This is a genomic window from Xanthomonas sp. WHRI 10204, from assembly GCF_040202875.1.
Classification (GTDB): domain Bacteria; phylum Pseudomonadota; class Gammaproteobacteria; order Xanthomonadales; family Xanthomonadaceae; genus Xanthomonas.
This window is the reverse complement of record NZ_JBEGDW010000002.1, coordinates 291,197-308,437: the sequence shown is the minus strand read 5'-3', so window position 1 is coordinate 308,437 and position 17,241 is coordinate 291,197. Positions and strand designations below refer to the sequence as shown.

Sequence of the window (17,241 nt, the reverse complement as noted above, 5' to 3'; positions counted from 1 at the left end):
GCCGCAGGTGCGGCAACGCTGGAGCGCTCTCCGTGATGCCAAGATCACCGAGATCTACGAAGGTATCTCCGAGATTCAACGCCTGGTGATTGCGCGTGGTGAAACCGGGCTGCGCTGAAGTAAGCCCTCGCTCCAGCGCTGCCGCAGGTGCGGCAACGTTGGAGCGCTCTCCGCGATGCCAAGATCACCGAGATCTACGAAGGTACCTCAGAGATTCACCGCCTTGTGATTGCGCGCGGGGAAACCGGGCTGCGCTGAAGCCGGCGCGGACGAGTGAGGCTAGTGCGCGCTGCGGCTCTGCGCTATCGAGAGTAGCAAGATCTATCCAGGCGACGTGCAGGTCCATCTGCCTTCGCTTGCTTGCGGGGAGACCGGCTTCGTAGGCGGATGGGTCCGCATAGGCCCTCATCCGGCGCTGCGCGCCACCTTCTCCCGCAGGCGGGAGAAGGGAGTGTCGTGTCGGTGCGTCGTTGCATCGTCTAGTCGTTGCATCGTTAGTCCTGCCTCGACAGTGGGGCGGAAAGGGCGCGCTTGTCGGATTAGCTTGTGAGGTGCCAACGGCGCAGCCCACAATCGGAATTCCTCCGATCCTTTCTGTCACGCATGCTCACGTTTCCCTCCCTGTTTCGCGGTCGTATCCGGCCGCTTGCCGCGATCGGCCTTGGCATGTCGTGGTGCCTGCTGATGCTGCCTGCGCTTGCGCAAACGCCATCTCCCTCAATCGTGCCCACCGACCGCCTGCAGGAGCCCTGGTGGTCTCAGCGTCACGCACAGGTGCTGGAACAGGTCAAACAGCATCCTGAGACGAAGCTGCTGTTGATTGGCGATTCCATCACGCAGAACTATGAAAAAGCCAAGGCGCCCGACGAAGACTTCCAGCCCACCTGGCAGACCTTCTACGGCAGCCGCGGCGCGCTCAATTTGGGCTTCAGCGGCGATGGCACCGAAAACGTGCTGTGGCGGCTGGCCAATGGCGAAGTGGATGGCCTGCAGCCCAAGGTTGCGCTGGTGCTGATCGGCACCAATAACACCGGCCACCTCGGCCAGACCGCGGAGCAGACCCAGCTCGGCATCGACGCGGTAGTCGCGGCGATCGAACAAAAGCTGCCGCGCACGCACATCCTGCTGTTGAGTGTGCTGCCCAGCGCGATTTCCGGCGAAAAATCGCGTCGCGATGCGCAGATCAACCAGGGTCTGGCAGTGCGCTACGGCGACAACCCGCGCGTGACCTATCTGGATGTGAGCTCGGTGTTCCAGCGCGACGGCAAGCTGCGCACCGAGTTGTTCTACGACACGCGCTTTCGTCCGGCGGCCGGTGCATTGCACCCGGATACGCAGGGCCAGCGCATGCTGGCCGAGGCGATCGAGCCGACCCTGGCGCGGCTGCTGGGTGAAGCGCCGGTCAAGCCAGTGGCCGAACTCGGCCGCGACGTGACCACCGCGTTGATGCCGGTCGATTGGCTGGAGCAGGATTCCTACGATTGGTACGCGCGCCATCATGCCGCGCTTGCTGCCGCGCGCAGTTTGAAGCCGGAGGTGGTGATGATTGGCGATTCGATCACCCACTTCTGGTCGGGCCCGCCACAGTCCACCCGCATCAGCGGGCCGCAGCCCTGGCAGTGGCTGTACGGCAAGCGGCCGGTGTTGAATCTGGGCTTTGGTTGGGACCGCACGCAGAACGTGTTGTGGCGCATCCGCCAGGGCGAGCTCGACGGCCTGGAGCCGCGTTGGGTGGTGCTGCATATCGGCACCAACAATCTCACCGGCACCGCGCAATCGCGTGCGAGCACGCCGGCCGAAACCGCGCAGGGCGTCGATGCCATCGTGCGCGAAGTACGCATACGCATGCCCAACAGTAAGTTGATTTTGATGGCGATCATGCCGCGCGGCCGCACTGCTAGCGATCCGCAACGCGGCCCGATTGCCGAAACCAACCGCCTGCTGCGCGCACGCTATGCGGCCGACCCATCGGTGCGCCTGGTCGATATCGGCAAGCAGCTGCTGCAGCCCGATGGCAGCCTGCCGGAGGCGCTGATGCCCGACGGTACGCATCCCAGCGAGGCCGGTTACAAGATCTGGGCGCAGGCCCTGCGCGATGCTGGAATAACGGCCGCTCCGTAGGACGGCCACCACGACAGCGCCCGCCAGGCAGGTGGGCGCTGTCGTGTCGTTTCGAAGTCTTGGTATTCGACCGTGGTGCAGCGTGCGCCGTAGGTCTGGGCAGCGACGAGTTGGTCGTCGCGCTGATCGGCGGTCGTGATGGAGTGGAGCGCAAGCCCGCGTAGGCGTCGCGATCATCCGATCACGTCGATGGATCAATCGGCAGAGAGCAGCTAATCAAACGACTGCGCTCGCCACCCGGCGGGCGCGGCCGGTCCCCGGAACTGGCAGTTAGCAATCGTCCATTGCGATTTTGAGTGCGCCGTCGGCACCCGGCGGACGACTGCTCGCTAAGTTTTCTTAGCGGCTCTGAATCACCCCATCGGCGCTCAAGCGTTGATCGGCCCTCAACCGCGGCGCCTGCATTTTCAAACCCCAGAAACCAGAAGACCCCCGATTGCTCGGAGGTCTTTTTAAACTGGTGCCCAGAAGAGGACTCGAACCTCCACGAAGTTGCCCCCGCTAGCACCTGAAGCTAGTGCGTCTACCAATTCCGCCACCTGGGCAGGTGAGCCGCGAATTTTGCAGACTCCTGGCGGGGTTGTCAACGGTTGATGTGTAGCAATCGCCAACGGCCTGGCTGGCCTTGCCGCCCATGTCAGGACCGCAGGGGTTACCATTAGGGTAATGACAAAGAAAAACACCCCCGATTCCGACCGGCCCAGCCGCCGCAAATCCGCCAGCCCGGGCGAGTCCACCACCGCCGAGCAACAGAAACTGCCGGGCTGGATGCCGGACTTCCTGGTCCGCGCTGCGGCAGGTGCGTCCACCAAATCCGCCAACAAGCGCGCTGCGGCAAAGGCGTCGTCCGATCAGCCGGCACCTCCGGTCGAGCCTGCTGCGCCCCGCGCGCCGCATCCACGCAAGAGCGGTCCGCCCGCGCCGCCGCCGGAACGTTTCCAGAAAGACACCGTCCAGGCTGACACCGTTGCCGTCGCCGACACCGGATTCAAGGATCCGCATGCCGACCGCGAGGCATTGCGCTACGCCGAGCCGATCGCCAGCCGCGAGGCCATCCTGCAGCTGCTGGAAGCCTGCGACGGCCCGCAGACCGCCGAAGAGATCGCCGAGCAGCTCGGCCTGAGCGACCGCATCGACGCGCTGGGCAAGCGCCTGGCGGCAATGGTGCGCGAAGCGCAGTTGGTGCAGAACCGCCGCGGCGGCTACGCGCCGGTGCAGCAGACCAGCCTGATCGCCGGCGTGGTGATCGCCAATCCGGAAGGCTTCGGTTTCCTCAAGCCGGACGAGGGCGGTGACGACCTGTTCCTGCCGCCGTTCGAAATGCGCAAGGTGATGCACGGCGACCGTGCATTGGCCAACGTCACCGGCATCGACCGCCGTGGCCGCCGCGAAGGCGCCATCGCACGCGTGCTGGAACGGCGCATGTCGCGCATGATCGGACGCTTTTTCTACGAGCACGGCGTGGCTTACGTCGACCCGGACGACAAGCGCGTGCAACGCAACGTGCAGATTGCGCCGGACGGCATTGGCGAGGCACGCGAGGGGCAGTTGGTGGTGTGCGAACTGATCGCCCCACCGGACGCCCGCCGCCCGGCCATCGGCAAGATCATCGCAGTGCTGGGCGACAAGCTGACGCCGTCGTTGGTGGTGGAAATGGCCATCCATGGCCATGAACTGCCGCACGAATTCCCGCAGGAAGTGCTGGACCAAGCGGCCGCCGTGCCGTTGGTGGTCGAGCCGCAGATGATCGGTGGGCGTGTGGATCTGCGGCAGATGCCGCTGGTCACCATCGATGGCGAAGACGCCAAGGATTTCGACGACGCAGTGTATTGCGAACCCAATGCCGACGGTTTCCGTCTGGTGGTGGCGATCGCCGACGTGTCCAACTATGTGCGTCCCGGCACGCCGCTGGACGACGAAGCGCAGAAGCGCGCCACCTCGGTGTATTTCCCGGGATTTGTGGTGCCGATGCTGCCGGAAACCCTGTCCAACGGCATTTGCTCGTTGATGCCCAAGGTCGACCGCATGTGCTTTGTCTGCGACATGCAGGTGGGCCGCGATGGCGAAGTGACCGGCTCGCGTTTTTACGAAGCGGTGATGAACTCGCATGCGCGCCTGACCTATAACCAGGTCTGGAAGGCGGTTGGCGAAGACGATGCCGATACCAAGGCGTTCATCGGCCCGTTGTTGCCGCAGGTGCAGCGTCTGCATCAGCTGTACAACGTGTTGTCCAAGGCGCGGACGCATCGCGGTGCAATCGAGTTCGAAACCTCCGAAGTGCGCTTTGTGCTCGACAATACCGGTGAGGTCACCCAGGCCGGCATGCTGGTGCGTAACGACGCGCACAAGCTGATCGAAGAATGCATGATCGCCGCCAACGTGGAAGCCGCGCGCTATCTGCTGGGCGTGCATGTGCCTGCGCCGTATCGCGTGCACGAGCGGCCGCCGGAGAGCAAGTACGAAGACCTGCTGGAGTTCCTCAAGGAATTCCAGCTCAGCCTGCCGGCGTGGAGCAAGGTGCGCCCGGGCGATTACACCAAGCTGCTGAAGAAGGTGCGTGCGCGCCCGGATGCGGCGCTGCTGGAATCGGTGCTGCTGCGCAGCCAGAGCCTGGCGGTGTATTCGCCCGACAACAACGGTCACTTCGGTCTGGCGTTGGAGGCGTATGCGCACTTCACCTCGCCGATCCGCCGCTACCCGGATCTGCTGGTGCATCGCGCGATCAAGCACGCCCTGACCGGCGCCAGCCCGGAGAAATTCATCTACACGCCGCGGCAGATGTCGGCCTTGTCGCTGCAATGCTCCGAGCGTGGACGCCGTGCCGATGAGGCCGAGCGGGAAGTGGATGAGCGTTATCGCGCCGCCTGGATGGAAAAGCATGTCGGCGGCCAGTTCGATGGCGTGATCAGTGGCGTGACCGGCTTCGGCCTGTTCGTGGAGCTGACCCAGTCCAAGGTCAACGGCCTGGTGCATGTCACCCAGTTGCCGCAGGACTATTACCAGTTCGATCCGATCCGCAAGACGCTTAGCGGCGAGCGCCGTGGTCGCGAGTTCCGTCTGGGCGACCCGGTACGCGTGCTGGTGCTCAAGGCGAGCATGGAAGAACGCAAGATCGATTTCCGTTTGGCAGAGGATGGTGCGCCTGCCGAAGCACCGCTGCCGCCGCGCGAGAAGCCGACCAAGCGCAAGAAAAAGTCGTATTGATACTGGATGCATGGTGTTGCGGGCGGCCGGGATGGCTGCCCGCAATACATTGCGTCGGCAAGTGCGTCGTGAGTGCCGCCGCATACCGTGATGATGCGGTGGCTTGCATAACACGCTGAGCTGCGAGGCAAACGATGCACGCACCTTCCGAATACAGCGGTGGCTGCCAATGCGGCGCCGTGCGCTTTCATGTGCGCGGCGTGCTGGATGACGCGTCGATCTGTCATTGCCGCATGTGTCAGAAAGCCTTCGGGGCGTATTACGCGCCGCTGGTGTCGGTGCGTGGCACCGAGTTCCGCTGGATCCGTGGCGAGCCCAAGCGCTTTGCCTCCTCGTCAGTGGTACAGCGCGGCTTTTGCGCCGAGTGCGGAACGCCATTGACCTATGAAGCGCCTGACGGCGTGGCAATTGCGGCAGGTGCATTCGATACGCCGGAGCGGTTGCCTCCGCACATTCAGTACGCGGTGGAGCGCAAGTTGCCGTTCGCCGATACCCTGGCGCAGCTGCCGACACGTCCGAGCGAGAATGACGCTGTTGCATTGGCGTTTCAGGCCGCGCTCGTCTCGCATCAGCATCCGGACCACGACACCGAGCGGTGGCCGGCGTAAGTCGTGATGTGGCTTCGCAATGCAGGTCATTGCTGTCTTCAAACATGCTGATGTCGGTTGGTTGCGGCGTGTTGCCGACGTCGGTGCGCTAAGCGTTCAGGCAGCCGTCCATAGCGGTTCACGCGGCGCGAAGACATCCGGCGTGCCGATACATTTGCGGCATGTCCACTGCAGTCAGCGGCGCATGACTCCGCCAGCTGCCCGTGGCATTGCGGCATGACCTTGGCCCGATTTCTCGGGCGATCCTTGCCCCGGCCGTGACGTAGCAGGCCGCAGGCCCTACCATTCCCCCTCATTTCTTCGTATGCCCGCGCAATGAGCAAGCAAAACCAGTGGATCGTCGGCGTCAACGCTGTCGCCTCGTCCGTCGAGAACGACGCCGACAACGTGCGCGAGGTCTTGATCGAGGCCGGTAGCAAGAACCCGCGTCTGACCGAGATCGAAGAACAGGCGCGCCGCAAGGGGATCGACGTGCGCCGGGTCAACACCCAGGCACTGGACGGTGTGGGCGGGCAGGTACGCCACCAAGGTATTGCCGCACGCTATGCCGCCGCACGGCTGTGGGCGGAGAACGAACTGGAAGGCCTGGTCGAGGCTGCGCAAGGCCGCGCGCTGGTGCTGGTGCTCGACGGCGTGCAGGACCCGCACAACCTCGGTGCGTGTTTGCGCAGCGCCGCGGCCGCAGGCGCCACTGCGGTGGTCATCCCCAAGGACAAGTCGGCCACGGTGAACGCGACCGTGCGCAAGACCTCGGCCGGCGCCGCCGACCGCATCCCGGTGGTGGCGGTGACCAATCTGGCACGCTGCCTGCGCGACTTGCAGAAGCAGGGTGTGTGGTTGTACGGCCTGGCAGGAGAGGCCGAGGCGTCGTTGTACAGCGTGGACCTGCGCGGCAATGTCGGGCTGGTGCTGGGCGGTGAGGCCGACGGTCTGCGTCGTCTGACCCGCGAGCATTGCGATGGTCTGGTCAAGATTCCGATGCCGGGCGATATCGAAAGCCTCAACGTGTCGGTCGCAACCGGCGTGACCCTGTTCGAGGTCGTGCGCCAGCGCCTGGGTGCCTGAGCGATGCGGTACGGAGGCGCGCGATCACGCGCTGCCTCCAGCATGCAATAGGCACGTTGCGCACATGCAGGCATAGCGCAATCTGCGCAGATTGCGACGCTGCGCTTGGCAACGAGGTGTTGTCGATGGCGCGTACGACGCCGCAGCTGCAAGGCTTTCGGCGTCAGCCCGCGCAAACGCGCAGCGCCGGTGCAACTTTTTGCCTACCATATCGTCAGCAAACGGCGTGTCGTGTCTGATGAAACTTGGGGTGGGCGCCTGCGGTACGGGCGAGAACAGAGACGCCGGCAAGGCGTCGGCACGATGGCATGGACAGTGGCGGCGCTGGCTCGGCGCTGGCGTCTGCATGCTGTTGGCGTTGTGTTCGCTGACGGCGATCGCCGCACCTATCGGGACCGCGCGATTACGCGACTACGCCATCGACAGCTGGAGTTCGCGCAGCGGCCTGCCGCACAACTCGCTGCGCGATATCGCCCAGACCCGCGACGGCTACCTGTGGTTCGCCACCTGGGAAGGCCTGGTCCGCTACAACGGCCTGGAATTCAACGTCATCGATCGCAGCACGCGACCGGGTCTGCCCGATAACGGCGTCGGCGCCTTGTACGTGGATCGCGATGGCGCGCTGTGGCTGAGCGATGCGCGCGGCAATCTGGTGCGTCACGGCGCCGATGGGCAGTGGCGGCAGTGGCAGCGCAAGGGCCAGTGGCCGCAGGCGTTGATCCACGCGATGACCATGGATGCGGACGGCCGGATGTGGCTGCTGTTCGAAGGCCACGGGCTGGGGTGCCTGTCGCCGGATGGACGTTTCGACTATTTTCCGCCGCGCGATGGCGTGCCGCTGCAGAGTAGCTTCCCGCGCATGGTGTTCGACGGACAGGGCCGCTTGCTGATCGGTACGCTGGACGGGCTGATCTATCGCGAACCGGACGGGCGCATGCATCGTGCGCCAGCGTCATTCGGCCTGCCGCCGGGCCTGGCGTGGCCGTATCGCGCCCCCGACGGCATGGTGTGGGTGGTCGCAGGCGAGCAGCTGTATCGCTTGCACGACGAGCGCGCCGAGCTGGTGCATCGGCTGCCGGGGCAGGGCTACTTCACTGCGATGCTGCAGGATCGCAATGGCGATCTGTGGCTGGGTAGCGAAAACCAGGGGCTGTTACGGATCGGCAGCCACGGGGTAGAACATTTGCCGGCAGGCCGCAGCCTGCCCACCGGGCGCATCGTCAGCCTGCGCGAAGATGCGGAGGGCAGCATCTGGGTCGGCGCCAACGGTGGCCTGTTCCGCTTGCGCGAGACCTTGTTCAGCAGCTACAGCCAGCGCGACGGGATGAGCGGCGACTATGCCCGTGCAGTACTCGAAGATCGCGATGGCAGTCTGTGGATCGCCAGCACCGCCGGTCTGGACCGCATGTTGCCGGACGGCCGGATCATGCCGGTTCCTGTGGCGACGCCGTCGGGACGCCGGCTGTCGGTGCTCAGTCTGGCGCTCGATCGGCAGGGCGACCTGTGGGTGGGCACCTATGCCGACGGTGTGTTCGTGCTGCGCAATGGCCGCGTGCTGCAGCACTACGGCGAGGCGGATGGCATCCCCAGTGGCCATATCCGCGCCATCGTGATCGATACGCACGCTGCGGTGTGGCTGGCCACTCAGCGCGGCGTGGTGCAGCTGGTGGACGGCAAGCGCGTGCCGGTGGAGATCGATGGCCTGCCCGATGGCGTGGTGACTGCGTTGGCCAGCATCGACGGCGCGCTGTGGATCGGCTCGGTCGATGGCGCGGCGGTGTTGCGCGACGGCACGGTGCAGCAACTGAACCTGGGACGCCTGGGTGGCGCACGCAGCGTGTTCGGCTTCCAGTCGATTGGCGATGCGGTGTGGATCTCCACCGATCGCGGTCTGTATCGCGTGCGCGGCGGCACGCTTGCGCGCGTGGGTCTGGAGCAGGGCATGCCGGTGGATACGGTGTTCCAGCTCGTCGACGATCGGCGGGGCAACGCATGGATCAGCAGCAATCGCGGCGTGCTGCGCACCGCGTTCGCTGCGCTCGATGCGGTGGCCGATGGACGCGGCACGCTGGACATCGAGCGCTACGGCGAGATCGACGGCATGGGCAACGCGCAGGCCAATGGCAGCTCCGGCCCCAGCATGATCGCGCGTGCCGATGGCTCGGTTTGGGTGGTCACCGCCGGTGGTGTGAGCACGGTGGACCCGGCACGCTTGCAACGGTTTCGCGAGCGACGCCCGCCGCCGCCGCTGATCGAAAGCGTGCAACAGGACGGCCGCCCGCTGGCCTGGCGCCAACAAGCGCAACTACCCGGCGGCGACCGGCTCAATGTCTCGTATGTGGGCATGAGTTTTCTGCTGTCCGAACGTATCGAATACCGCACCCGTCTGGACGGCCTGGACAACGTGTGGATTGCGCGTGGCCGGCAGCGCAGCGTGGAGTTCATCGGCCTGCCGCCGGGGCATTACACCCTGCGGGTGGCGGCCCGTCATCCGGGCGGTGCCTGGAGCCCGCAGGAGGCGCGCTGGACTTTCGATGTGCTGCCGCTGTGGTGGCAACGCCACGATGTGCGCTTTGTTGCGGCGTTGGCCGGGATTCTTGCACTGGCCTTGCTGTATCGGGCGCTGCTGCATCGCTACAGGACCCACAGCGCCCGCCTGGCCGAACTGGTGCGCAAGCGTACGCAGGATCTGCAGCTGCAGGCGCAGCGCCTGCTGCAGGCCAATCAGGAAAAGAGCGAGTTGTTGACGCGGCTGCGCATCAAGTCCGATGTGTTCGAGCGCCAGGCGCACGAGGACGCACTGACCGGCTTGCCCAACCGTCGCCACTTCGACGAAGCGCTGGCGCGCGACATCAGCCGCGCACGTCGCAGTGGCCGGCCGCTGGTGCTGGCGATCCTGGATATCGATCATTTCAAGCGCATCAACGACCGTTACTCGCACGCCATTGGCGACGCGGTACTGCACGATGTCGGCGAGCTGCTGGCCGCAGCCGCACGCACCTCTGATCTTCCTGCGCGTCTGGGCGGCGAAGAGTTCGCCCTGCTGTTGGCCGACACCACACTGGACGATGCACAGGCGCTCTGCGAGCGCATTCGCATGCTGTTCCATGCGCGCGCCGATTGGGGCGGCGTGGATGGGCTGCAGGTGACCTTCAGCGCCGGCGTGTCGGAGTTGCGCGACGACGACACCGGCTCATCGTTGATGCAGCGCGCCGATCACGCGTTGTACGAAGCCAAGAGCGCAGGGCGCGACCGGATCTGTGCTGATTAAAGGCTGGGAATCGGGAATCGGGAATCGGGAATCGGGAATCGGAAAAGCGCGGTGGCTGGCGCTTTGCTGCTCCTGCAGGGCGGCTGGGAAGTACGAAGGCTCTAACCGCACGCTCCGGCAACGCTGCATGCAGTGAGCAGCAGCTGCTCTGTTGCTGCCGCACCCGGCTGATCTTTCAGCCGCGCAAACGCCCCGCTTTTGCCAATCTCGAATCCCAAATCCCCAATCCCAGCCCTAAACAGGCCCTGGCCAGGCATTAAGGATGGTGCAGAACAGCCGTGCGGTCTGTTCGGTGTCGTAGACCGCGCTGTGCGCATCGGCGGTGTTCCAGTCCAGACCGGCCGCCTGCGCAGCACGCGCCAACACGGTCTGCCCGTACGCCACGCCAGCCAGGGTCACCGTGTCGAACACGCTGAAGGGATGAAATGGATTGCGCTTGTGCTCCACGCGCGCAACGGCGGCGTTGAGGAAGTTCAAATCGAAATGCGCGTTGTGGCCAACCAGGATGGCGCGCTGGCACCCATATTTCTTCACCGCGGCGCGCACCGGTGCGAACACATGGTCCAGCGCGTCCTTTTCCTGTTTGGCAAAACGGAACGGGTGATCGAGCACGATGCCGGTAATCTCCAGCGACTTGGGGTCGATCTCCAGTCCTGGGGCCGGGACCAGATGCGCGCTGGCGGTTTCGCCGGGGAAAAAGCGCCCGTCGGCATCCATTTCGATCGGCACGCAGGCGATTTCCAGCAATGCGTGTTTGTTCCAGTCGAACCCTCCGGTTTCTACATCCACCACCACAGGCAGATAGCCGCGGAAACGCCGCGACATGGGCAGAAAGGAGGGGGCAGGCTGTGGGTCGACCGGTTCGTTCATCCGCATAGCCTAGCAGGTCGCACCCTGGGCCCGACCGGTGCACCCGCCCTCGGTGTATCCGCCCTCGGTGTATCCGCCTTTGGTCTGGCGCATCTGGTCGGCAGGCAAAGCGCTACTTGTCACCGCCACGGCGCTGCCTAGACGGCGGGCTGGGGTGTGCGAATGGACCGCAAAGCAGTGGGCCGATGACGGCTAGCGGTGTAGCTCAGAACGGCGAACAAGACCGGGTGAGCAGTCGTCAGCAGGAGGGGAGGGGCTGCACAGACCCGGAGTGCACGCGTGGTCTGCGCCTCACTGAGCACATGCCGCGCCCACCCGGCGGAGCGTAGTTGATCCAAGAGCAAGCCGCGTCCTCACCAGAGAGTCGCCTGTCAGAACCCCATCCGCACGCGTTCCCGCCAGTAAGCCAGCATCGATCAAGCGCATGCACAAAGCTTTCGTGCGGGGCGCCACGGGCCGCTCCGGCTGTACTCCCCTGTCTACCGGCCACGATGTCACGCAAAAGAAGGCCCGATCCGCGTTGCCACGGACCGGGCCTGCCTAGTGACACGGATGTCTCGGGATCAACCTCCGCCGACGACGCTGGCGATCAGGCCGGTCGCGATGGCAATCAGCACGTATTGGTTATCCACGCGACGCCACTCATGTCCGCGCGGCGGTTGCTTGAGGTGATGCTTGCGGTAATCGGCGACGCGGTTACCGCGATGGTCTGGTGCCAGGCGCTCGCCGCGCCGGAAGGGCGGGCCATGGCGATCGTTGCGGTGATCGTCGTGATGTGCGCTGCGCCGATCATCGTGCTTGTCGTTGCGATGCTCGTCATGCCGGTCCGGACCGTGATCGTCGTGACGCTGCTGTGCGATGTGATCGCGATCGTCGTGCTGCTGGGGCGCGGCGAACGCGGCTCCCGAGGTCAGCAGCGATACAACCATGAAAGATCCGATGAGACGTTTCATCTGCGTACTCCTGCGTCACAGGAACGGCCTGTGTGCAATCCCACCGTAGGAATTTTTAGCTGAATACGTAATGAAATAAGGCTTCTAGCTATTTATCGACAACGCGTGCCGATACCCAACGGCGATCAGATCACGCCGGTGGTGCTGGTGTCGTCGCGCTTCAGGCGCGGCGGCAGCGGCTGTTCGCCATGCACCAGGAACCACACGTTCTCGGCGATGTTGGTCGCATGGTCGCCGATGCGTTCCAGGTTCTTGGCCATGAACAGCAAGTGCGTGCACGGCGTAATGTTGCGCGGGTCTTCCATCATGTAGGTCAGCAGCTCGCGGAATAGCGCCGTGTACTGCGCATCCAGGCGTGCATCTTCGTCGCGCACGCGGATCGCCGCATCGGCATCCTTGTCGCGGTACGCCTGTACGGCCTCGCGGACCGCATCGGCGGCCATCTGACCCAGCGCACGCAGGCCCACCGTCTGCGGCAGCGGCGGCGCGGAATTGAGTGCGATCGAGCGCTTGGCCACGTTCGCCGCGTAATCGCCGATGCGTTCGATATCCGCAGGAATCCGCAGGCCGGCCAGAATCTCGCGCAGATCGCGCGCCATCGGGCCGCGCAACGCCAAACGCATCACGTCGTGGCTGATCGCGTGTTCCAGTGCGTCGATCGCTTCGTCGTTGACCACGATGCGATGCGCGGCGTTGTCGTCGCGACGCTCCACCACGTCCAGCGCCGCTTCCAGCTGCGCCACTGCCGTGTCGCCCATGCGCACGATCTCGGCGACAAGACGGTGCTGCTCCTCGTCGTAGCTTTTGACGATATGGTCGTTGAGGTGCTGGTTCATCGTGATCTCGATTCGTGGCAGTGGTGGATGTCCGTCAGCCGCGCCGAATGACGTGTAGGGCAGGGCGACGGAGCTGCTTCAGTGCGGGCGTTGCGGTGCGTCGCCTTACATCAACCGAAACGGCCGGTGATGTAGTCCTCGGTCTGCTGCTTGGACGGCTGGGAAAAAATCGTTTCGGTGCGGTCGTGCTCGATCAGGTCGCCCAGATACATGAAGGCGGTGTAATCGGAGACGCGCGCGGCCTGCTGCATGTTGTGGGTCACGATCACGATGGTGTAGTCGCGCTTGAGTTCTTCCACCAACTGTTCGATACGGCTGGTGGAAATCGGATCCAGCGCCGAGGTGGGTTCGTCCAGCAGCAACACGTCCGGCCGCAGCGCCACTGCGCGTGCGATGCACAGGCGTTGCTGCTGACCGCCAGACAGGCCGAGCGCGCTTTGCCCCAGCTTGTCCTTGACCTCGTCCCACAATGCGCCCTGACGCAAGGCCTGTTCCACGCGGTTCTGCATGTCGGGCTTGGACAGTTTTTCGTGGTGGCGGATGCCGTAGGCAACGTTTTCGAAGATGGTCATCGGAAACGGAACCGGCTTCTGAAACACCATGCCCACCTTGCTGCGCAGGCGATTCATCGGGTACTTCGGCGACAGGATGTTTTCGCCATCCAGCAGTACTTCGCCGCGCGCTTCCATCTTCGGGTACAGCGCGTAGATGCGGTTGAAGATGCGCAGCAGGGTCGATTTGCCGCAGCCGGAGGGGCCGATCAGCGCGGTGACGCGCTTTTCCGGAATCTCGATGTCGATGCTTTTGAGCGCGTGGTACTTGTCGTAATAGAAATCCAGATTGCGTGCGGCCACCTTCACCGGCGCCTGCGCCGTCGGCGCCCCCTTGGCGGCCGGAACAGCGATGCGATGCATCGGCTTGGCGTTTTGGAGATCGTTCATGTCGGGTGTCCGGAAAGAAAGGTCAGTCATTGGAAATCTTGTTACGCAACAGCAGCGCACGTGCGCCCAGGCTCACCAACAACACGAACACGGTCAGCACCAGTGCGCCGGACCAAGCCAGGGTCTGCCAGGATTCGTACGGGCTGCCTGCAAACTGGTTCATGATCACCGGCACGCTGGCCATCGGTTGGAAGATGTTGCTGTTCCAGTATTGATTGCCGAATGCAGTGAACAGCAGCGGTGCGGTTTCGCCGCTGATGCGCGCCAGCGCCAGCAACACGCCGGTGAGAATGCCGGCCGATGCCGCGCGGTACAGCACCTGCACGGTGACCTTCCACTGCGGAATGCCCAGCGACAAGGCCGCTTCGCGCATCTGCGCCGGCACCAGCCGCAGCATCTCGTCGGTGGTACGCACCACCACCGGCAGCACAATGAAGGCCAGCGAGAGTGCGCCCGCAAACGCGGAGAACCGCCCGCCGGTCTGCATCACATACAAGGTGTAGACGAATAGGCCGAGCACGATCGACGGCGCAGACAACAGGATGTCGTTGACGAAGCGCACCACGATGCCCGCCTTGCGCGCATTGCCATACTCGGCCAGCCAGGTACCGGCCGCCACGCCCAACGGCGTGCCGATCGCCAGCGCCAGCCCGCACATCACCGCACTGCCGAAGAAGGCGTTGAGCAGGCCGCCTTCCTGCATCGGCGGCGGTGTCATCTTGGTAAACAGATTGAGGTCGATGCCGGGCACGCCCTTGGACAGCAGCGTCCACAGAATCCAGGCCAGGAAGAACAACCCGAACAATGCAGTGACGCACGACAACAACAGTGCCACCACATTGGTGACGCGACGCCGGTTGTACAGCGATTGCGAGACAGAGGAAGCGGACATCAGTTGCCCTCCCGACGCGACAGCTGCATCAGCATGAAGCGCGCGATCGCCAGCACGATGAAGGTCACGATGAACAGCACAAAGCCCAGCAGCAGCAAAGCCGAGCGATAGGTTTCGGTGGCCTCGCCGAAGTCATTGGCGATCAATGCGGCGATGGTGGTGCCGGGTTCCAGCAGCGACGGCGACAGGCGCACCGTGTTGCCGACCACAAAGGCCACCGCCATGGTTTCGCCCAACGCGCGTCCCAATCCCAGAAACACGCCGCCGATCACCGCAGAGCGCGTGTACGGCAGCACGATGTCCCAGCTGACTTCCCACTTGGTCGAGCCCAGCGCGTACGCCGATTCCTTCAGGCGCGTCGGCACCGTCAGAAACACTTCGCGCATCACCGAGGAGATAAACGGGATCACCATGATCGCCAGCACGAATCCTGCGGTGAGCAGGCCGATGCCCAGCGGTGGGCCCTGAAACAACGGGCCGATCACCGGCAATGTGCCCAGGTGATCGTTGAGCCACGGCGTCACGTGTTCGGTCATCACCGGCACCAGCACGAACAGGCCCCACATGCCGTAGATGATCGACGGAATGCCGGCCAGCAATTCGATTGCGGTGCCTACCGGCCCACGCAACCAGCGCGGCGCCACTTCGGTAAGAAAGAACGCGATGCCGAAGCTCACCGGCACCGCAATCACCATCGCGATCAGGGCGGTGACCAAGGTGCCGTAGATCGGCGCCAGTGCGCCGTACTTGTTTTCGACCGGATTCCAGTCGGCGGAATAGAAAAAGCTCAGGCCCTGCATCTGCAGTGCGTGGCGTCCGCCCCACAACATCGACAGCGCTGCGCTGCCGAGCGCCAACAGCACAAACACCACGGTGGCGGCGAGCGCAAGTTTGAACAGGCGGTCGGCGCGCGCATCGCGCAGGTCGCGGCCGCGGGGGGCGGTCATCGCTTCGGGAAGGGCGGTGGCATTCATTCGATTGAACTCGTCACCCGCACATTGGCGGGAGCGTGAGACATCAGGAACGGTGAGGCGCCCGCAGGCACCTCACCGCCGCGCAGCCCGCCATGCAGGCGGGATGCAGGCATTACTTGAACTCGCTGCCCCAATAGGCTTGGATCTGCTTCACCAGCTCCGGCGGCAGCGGCACGTAATGCAGCTCGCTGGCCTGGGCCTGGCCGTTTTCCAATGCCCACTTGAAGAAGTCCAGCGTCGCCTTGCTGCGCTCGGCATCCTTGGCCTGCTTGTGCATCAGCATGAAGTTGGTGGCCGTGATCGGCCAGGCCTTCTCGCCCGGCGCATTGGTGATCACCAGGTTGAAGTCCTTGGCATTGGCCCAGTCGGCGCTTGCGGCAGCGGCGGCAAAGCTGTCTGCATTCGGCTCGACCCACTGGCCGGCGGCATTCTGCAGCGAGGTGTACGGCATCTTGTTCTGCAGTGCATAGGCCAGTTCGACGTAGCCGATCGACCCCTTGATCTGCTGCACGTACGAGGCCACGCCTTCGTTACCCTTGCCGCCGACGCCACCGGGCCACTGCACGGAGGTGCCTTCGCCGACCTTGCTCTTCCACTCCGGGCTGACCTTGGACAGGTAGTTGGAGAAGTTGAAGGTGGTACCCGACCCATCGGAGCGGTGCACCAGATTGATCTTGGTCGCCGGCAGGGTCACGCCGGGATTGGCCGCGACAATCGCCGCGTCGTTCCACATGCTGACCTTGCCCAGGAAGATATCGCCCAGCAGCGCGCCGGTCAGGCGCAGCTTGCCCGGGGCGATGCCTTCCAGATTGACCACCGGCACCACGCCGCCGATGGCGGACGGGAACTGGCCCAGGCCGGCCTGTTGCAGCTCGGCGCTATCGAGCGGCTTGTCGGTCGAGCCGAAATCCACCGTGCCGGCCTTGATCTGGGCAATGCCGCCGCCGGAACCGATCGACTGGTAGTTGACCTTGTTGCCGGTGGCGGCGTTGTAGTCGGCCGACCACTTGGACACCAGCGGATAGATGAAGGACGCACCGGCACCGGAGATTTCCGCAACCTTGCTGTCGCTTGCGGTGGCGCCTGCGCTGGGAGCGCCCTTGGCGGCATCGCCGGACTGCGCGTCCTTGCCGGGCGAACACGCAGCCAGGGCAAGGGCGATGGTGAGGGACAGGGCGGTCAGACTGGCCGACTGCAATTTCATGGAAGCTCCGAGGCTGGATTGGCCGGGTGTCCGGCAGACCACGCTATGAAATGATGTTTTTGTTACACGCTCATGACAGTGCCTTCGGGAGAGGCATCACAAAAAAAGACGCGGACCGCGGAGGGCATCGCACCCCCCGGGATCCGCGTCCCGGTCCCGACGCCGGGGAGAGAGACGGCGTCGTTCCTGTTCTGTCGAGAGTGACCAGTCAACGTGACATGCAGGTGTCAGGCAGGCCTGGCCCCTGCGCGCCAAGCCCGTGCTCGCGCGTCAACGCTGTCGTCAACCGCAGTGGCGCACAC

12 protein-coding genes, 1 tRNA gene and 1 pseudogene are annotated in these 17,241 nt (G+C 64.5%); 6 read left to right on the top strand and 8 right to left on the bottom strand.

What is annotated here, in order from left to right; translation table 11 throughout:
• Positions 1-171: 171 nt before the first annotated feature.
• Both ABQZ00_RS12075 and ABQZ00_RS12070 read left to right on the top strand, forming a co-directional pair.
• A pseudogene (locus tag ABQZ00_RS12075) lies at positions 172-258 on the top strand (acyl-CoA dehydrogenase family protein); the annotation flags it as partial.
• Positions 259-666: 408 nt separating this feature from the next.
• Complete coding sequence (locus tag ABQZ00_RS12070; protein ID WP_323538358.1) at positions 667-2,121, top strand: platelet-activating factor acetylhydrolase IB subunit; 1,455 nt, start codon at positions 667-669, stop codon at positions 2,119-2,121.
• Positions 2,122-2,579: 458 nt separating this feature from the next.
• Here ABQZ00_RS12070 and ABQZ00_RS12065 read toward each other — a convergent pair.
• Positions 2,580-2,666, bottom strand: a tRNA-Leu gene (locus tag ABQZ00_RS12065).
• Positions 2,667-2,787: 121 nt separating this feature from the next.
• Between ABQZ00_RS12065 and rnr the strand changes: the two genes are divergently transcribed.
• From rnr to ABQZ00_RS12045, 4 genes are all read left to right on the top strand, one after another.
• Complete coding sequence (gene rnr, locus ABQZ00_RS12060; RefSeq protein WP_323538227.1) at positions 2,788-5,325, top strand: ribonuclease R; 2,538 nt, start codon at positions 2,788-2,790, stop codon at positions 5,323-5,325.
• Positions 5,326-5,459: 134 nt separating this feature from the next.
• Positions 5,460-5,933: a GFA family protein gene (locus tag ABQZ00_RS12055; RefSeq protein ID WP_323538228.1), complete on the top strand. Its 474-nt coding sequence runs from the start codon at positions 5,460-5,462 to the stop codon at positions 5,931-5,933.
• Between the two features lie 315 nt (positions 5,934-6,248).
• Positions 6,249-6,998 carry a 23S rRNA (guanosine(2251)-2'-O)-methyltransferase RlmB gene (rlmB, locus tag ABQZ00_RS12050; protein WP_323538229.1) on the top strand — a complete coding sequence of 250 codons (750 nt, stop codon included), beginning with the start codon at positions 6,249-6,251 and terminating at the stop codon, positions 6,996-6,998.
• 238 nt (positions 6,999-7,236) lie between these two features.
• Positions 7,237-10,269: a diguanylate cyclase domain-containing protein gene (locus ABQZ00_RS12045; RefSeq protein WP_323538359.1), complete on the top strand. Its 3,033-nt coding sequence runs from the start codon at positions 7,237-7,239 to the stop codon at positions 10,267-10,269.
• 234 nt (positions 10,270-10,503) lie between these two features.
• On the opposite strand, the gene rnt is transcribed toward ABQZ00_RS12045, so the two are convergent.
• The 7 genes from rnt to pstS form a co-directional block, all read right to left on the bottom strand.
• Positions 10,504-11,145: a ribonuclease T gene (gene rnt / locus ABQZ00_RS12040; protein WP_115527515.1), complete on the bottom strand. Its 642-nt coding sequence runs from the start codon at positions 11,143-11,145 to the stop codon at positions 10,504-10,506.
• A gap of 557 nt (positions 11,146-11,702) precedes the next feature.
• Entirely contained in the window at positions 11,703-12,092 is a 390-nt protein-coding gene (locus tag ABQZ00_RS12035) for an RcnB family protein (RefSeq protein WP_323538230.1), read from the bottom strand.
• Between the two features lie 125 nt (positions 12,093-12,217).
• Positions 12,218-12,928 (bottom strand): phosphate signaling complex protein PhoU, encoded by a 711-nt coding sequence (gene phoU, locus ABQZ00_RS12030; protein WP_055844762.1) that lies wholly within the window; start codon positions 12,926-12,928, stop codon positions 12,218-12,220.
• A gap of 110 nt (positions 12,929-13,038) precedes the next feature.
• Positions 13,039-13,869 (bottom strand): phosphate ABC transporter ATP-binding protein PstB, encoded by an 831-nt coding sequence (pstB, locus tag ABQZ00_RS12025; protein ID WP_039420807.1) that lies wholly within the window; start codon positions 13,867-13,869, stop codon positions 13,039-13,041.
• 22 nt (positions 13,870-13,891) lie between these two features.
• Positions 13,892-14,761, bottom strand: coding sequence for a phosphate ABC transporter permease PstA (pstA, locus tag ABQZ00_RS12020; RefSeq protein WP_115512051.1), 870 nt, complete (start codon positions 14,759-14,761; stop codon positions 13,892-13,894).
• On the bottom strand, positions 14,761-15,735 hold the full coding sequence (gene pstC, locus ABQZ00_RS12015) for a phosphate ABC transporter permease subunit PstC (protein ID WP_039420811.1): 975 nt from the start codon (positions 15,733-15,735) through the stop codon (positions 14,761-14,763). The genes pstA and pstC overlap by 1 nt, the downstream gene beginning before the upstream one ends.
• A 112-nt stretch (positions 15,736-15,847) precedes the next feature.
• Entirely contained in the window at positions 15,848-16,939 is a 1,092-nt protein-coding gene (gene pstS, locus ABQZ00_RS12010; RefSeq protein WP_055844755.1) for a phosphate ABC transporter substrate-binding protein PstS, read from the bottom strand.
• Positions 16,940-17,241: the final 302 nt, after the last annotated feature.

Coding starts and splice junctions, on each gene's coding strand:
- rlmB (WP_323538229.1), top strand. CDS start 6,249: ATGAGCAAGCAAAACCAGTGGATCGTCGGCGTCAACGCTGTCGCCTCG.
- rnr (WP_323538227.1), top strand. CDS start 2,788: ATGACAAAGAAAAACACCCCCGATTCCGACCGGCCCAGCCGCCGCAAA.
- ABQZ00_RS12070 (WP_323538358.1), top strand. CDS start 667: ATGTCGTGGTGCCTGCTGATGCTGCCTGCGCTTGCGCAAACGCCATCT.
- pstB (WP_039420807.1), bottom strand. CDS start 13,869: ATGAACGATCTCCAAAACGCCAAGCCGATGCATCGCATCGCTGTTCCG.
- pstC (WP_039420811.1), bottom strand. CDS start 15,735: ATGAATGCCACCGCCCTTCCCGAAGCGATGACCGCCCCCCGCGGCCGC.
- ABQZ00_RS12045 (WP_323538359.1), top strand. CDS start 7,237: ATGAAACTTGGGGTGGGCGCCTGCGGTACGGGCGAGAACAGAGACGCC.
- pstA (WP_115512051.1), bottom strand. CDS start 14,761: ATGTCCGCTTCCTCTGTCTCGCAATCGCTGTACAACCGGCGTCGCGTC.
- phoU (WP_055844762.1), bottom strand. CDS start 12,928: ATGAACCAGCACCTCAACGACCATATCGTCAAAAGCTACGACGAGGAG.
- ABQZ00_RS12055 (WP_323538228.1), top strand. CDS start 5,460: ATGCACGCACCTTCCGAATACAGCGGTGGCTGCCAATGCGGCGCCGTG.
- pstS (WP_055844755.1), bottom strand. CDS start 16,939: ATGAAATTGCAGTCGGCCAGTCTGACCGCCCTGTCCCTCACCATCGCC.
- rnt (WP_115527515.1), bottom strand. CDS start 11,145: ATGCGGATGAACGAACCGGTCGACCCACAGCCTGCCCCCTCCTTTCTG.
- ABQZ00_RS12035 (WP_323538230.1), bottom strand. CDS start 12,092: ATGAAACGTCTCATCGGATCTTTCATGGTTGTATCGCTGCTGACCTCG.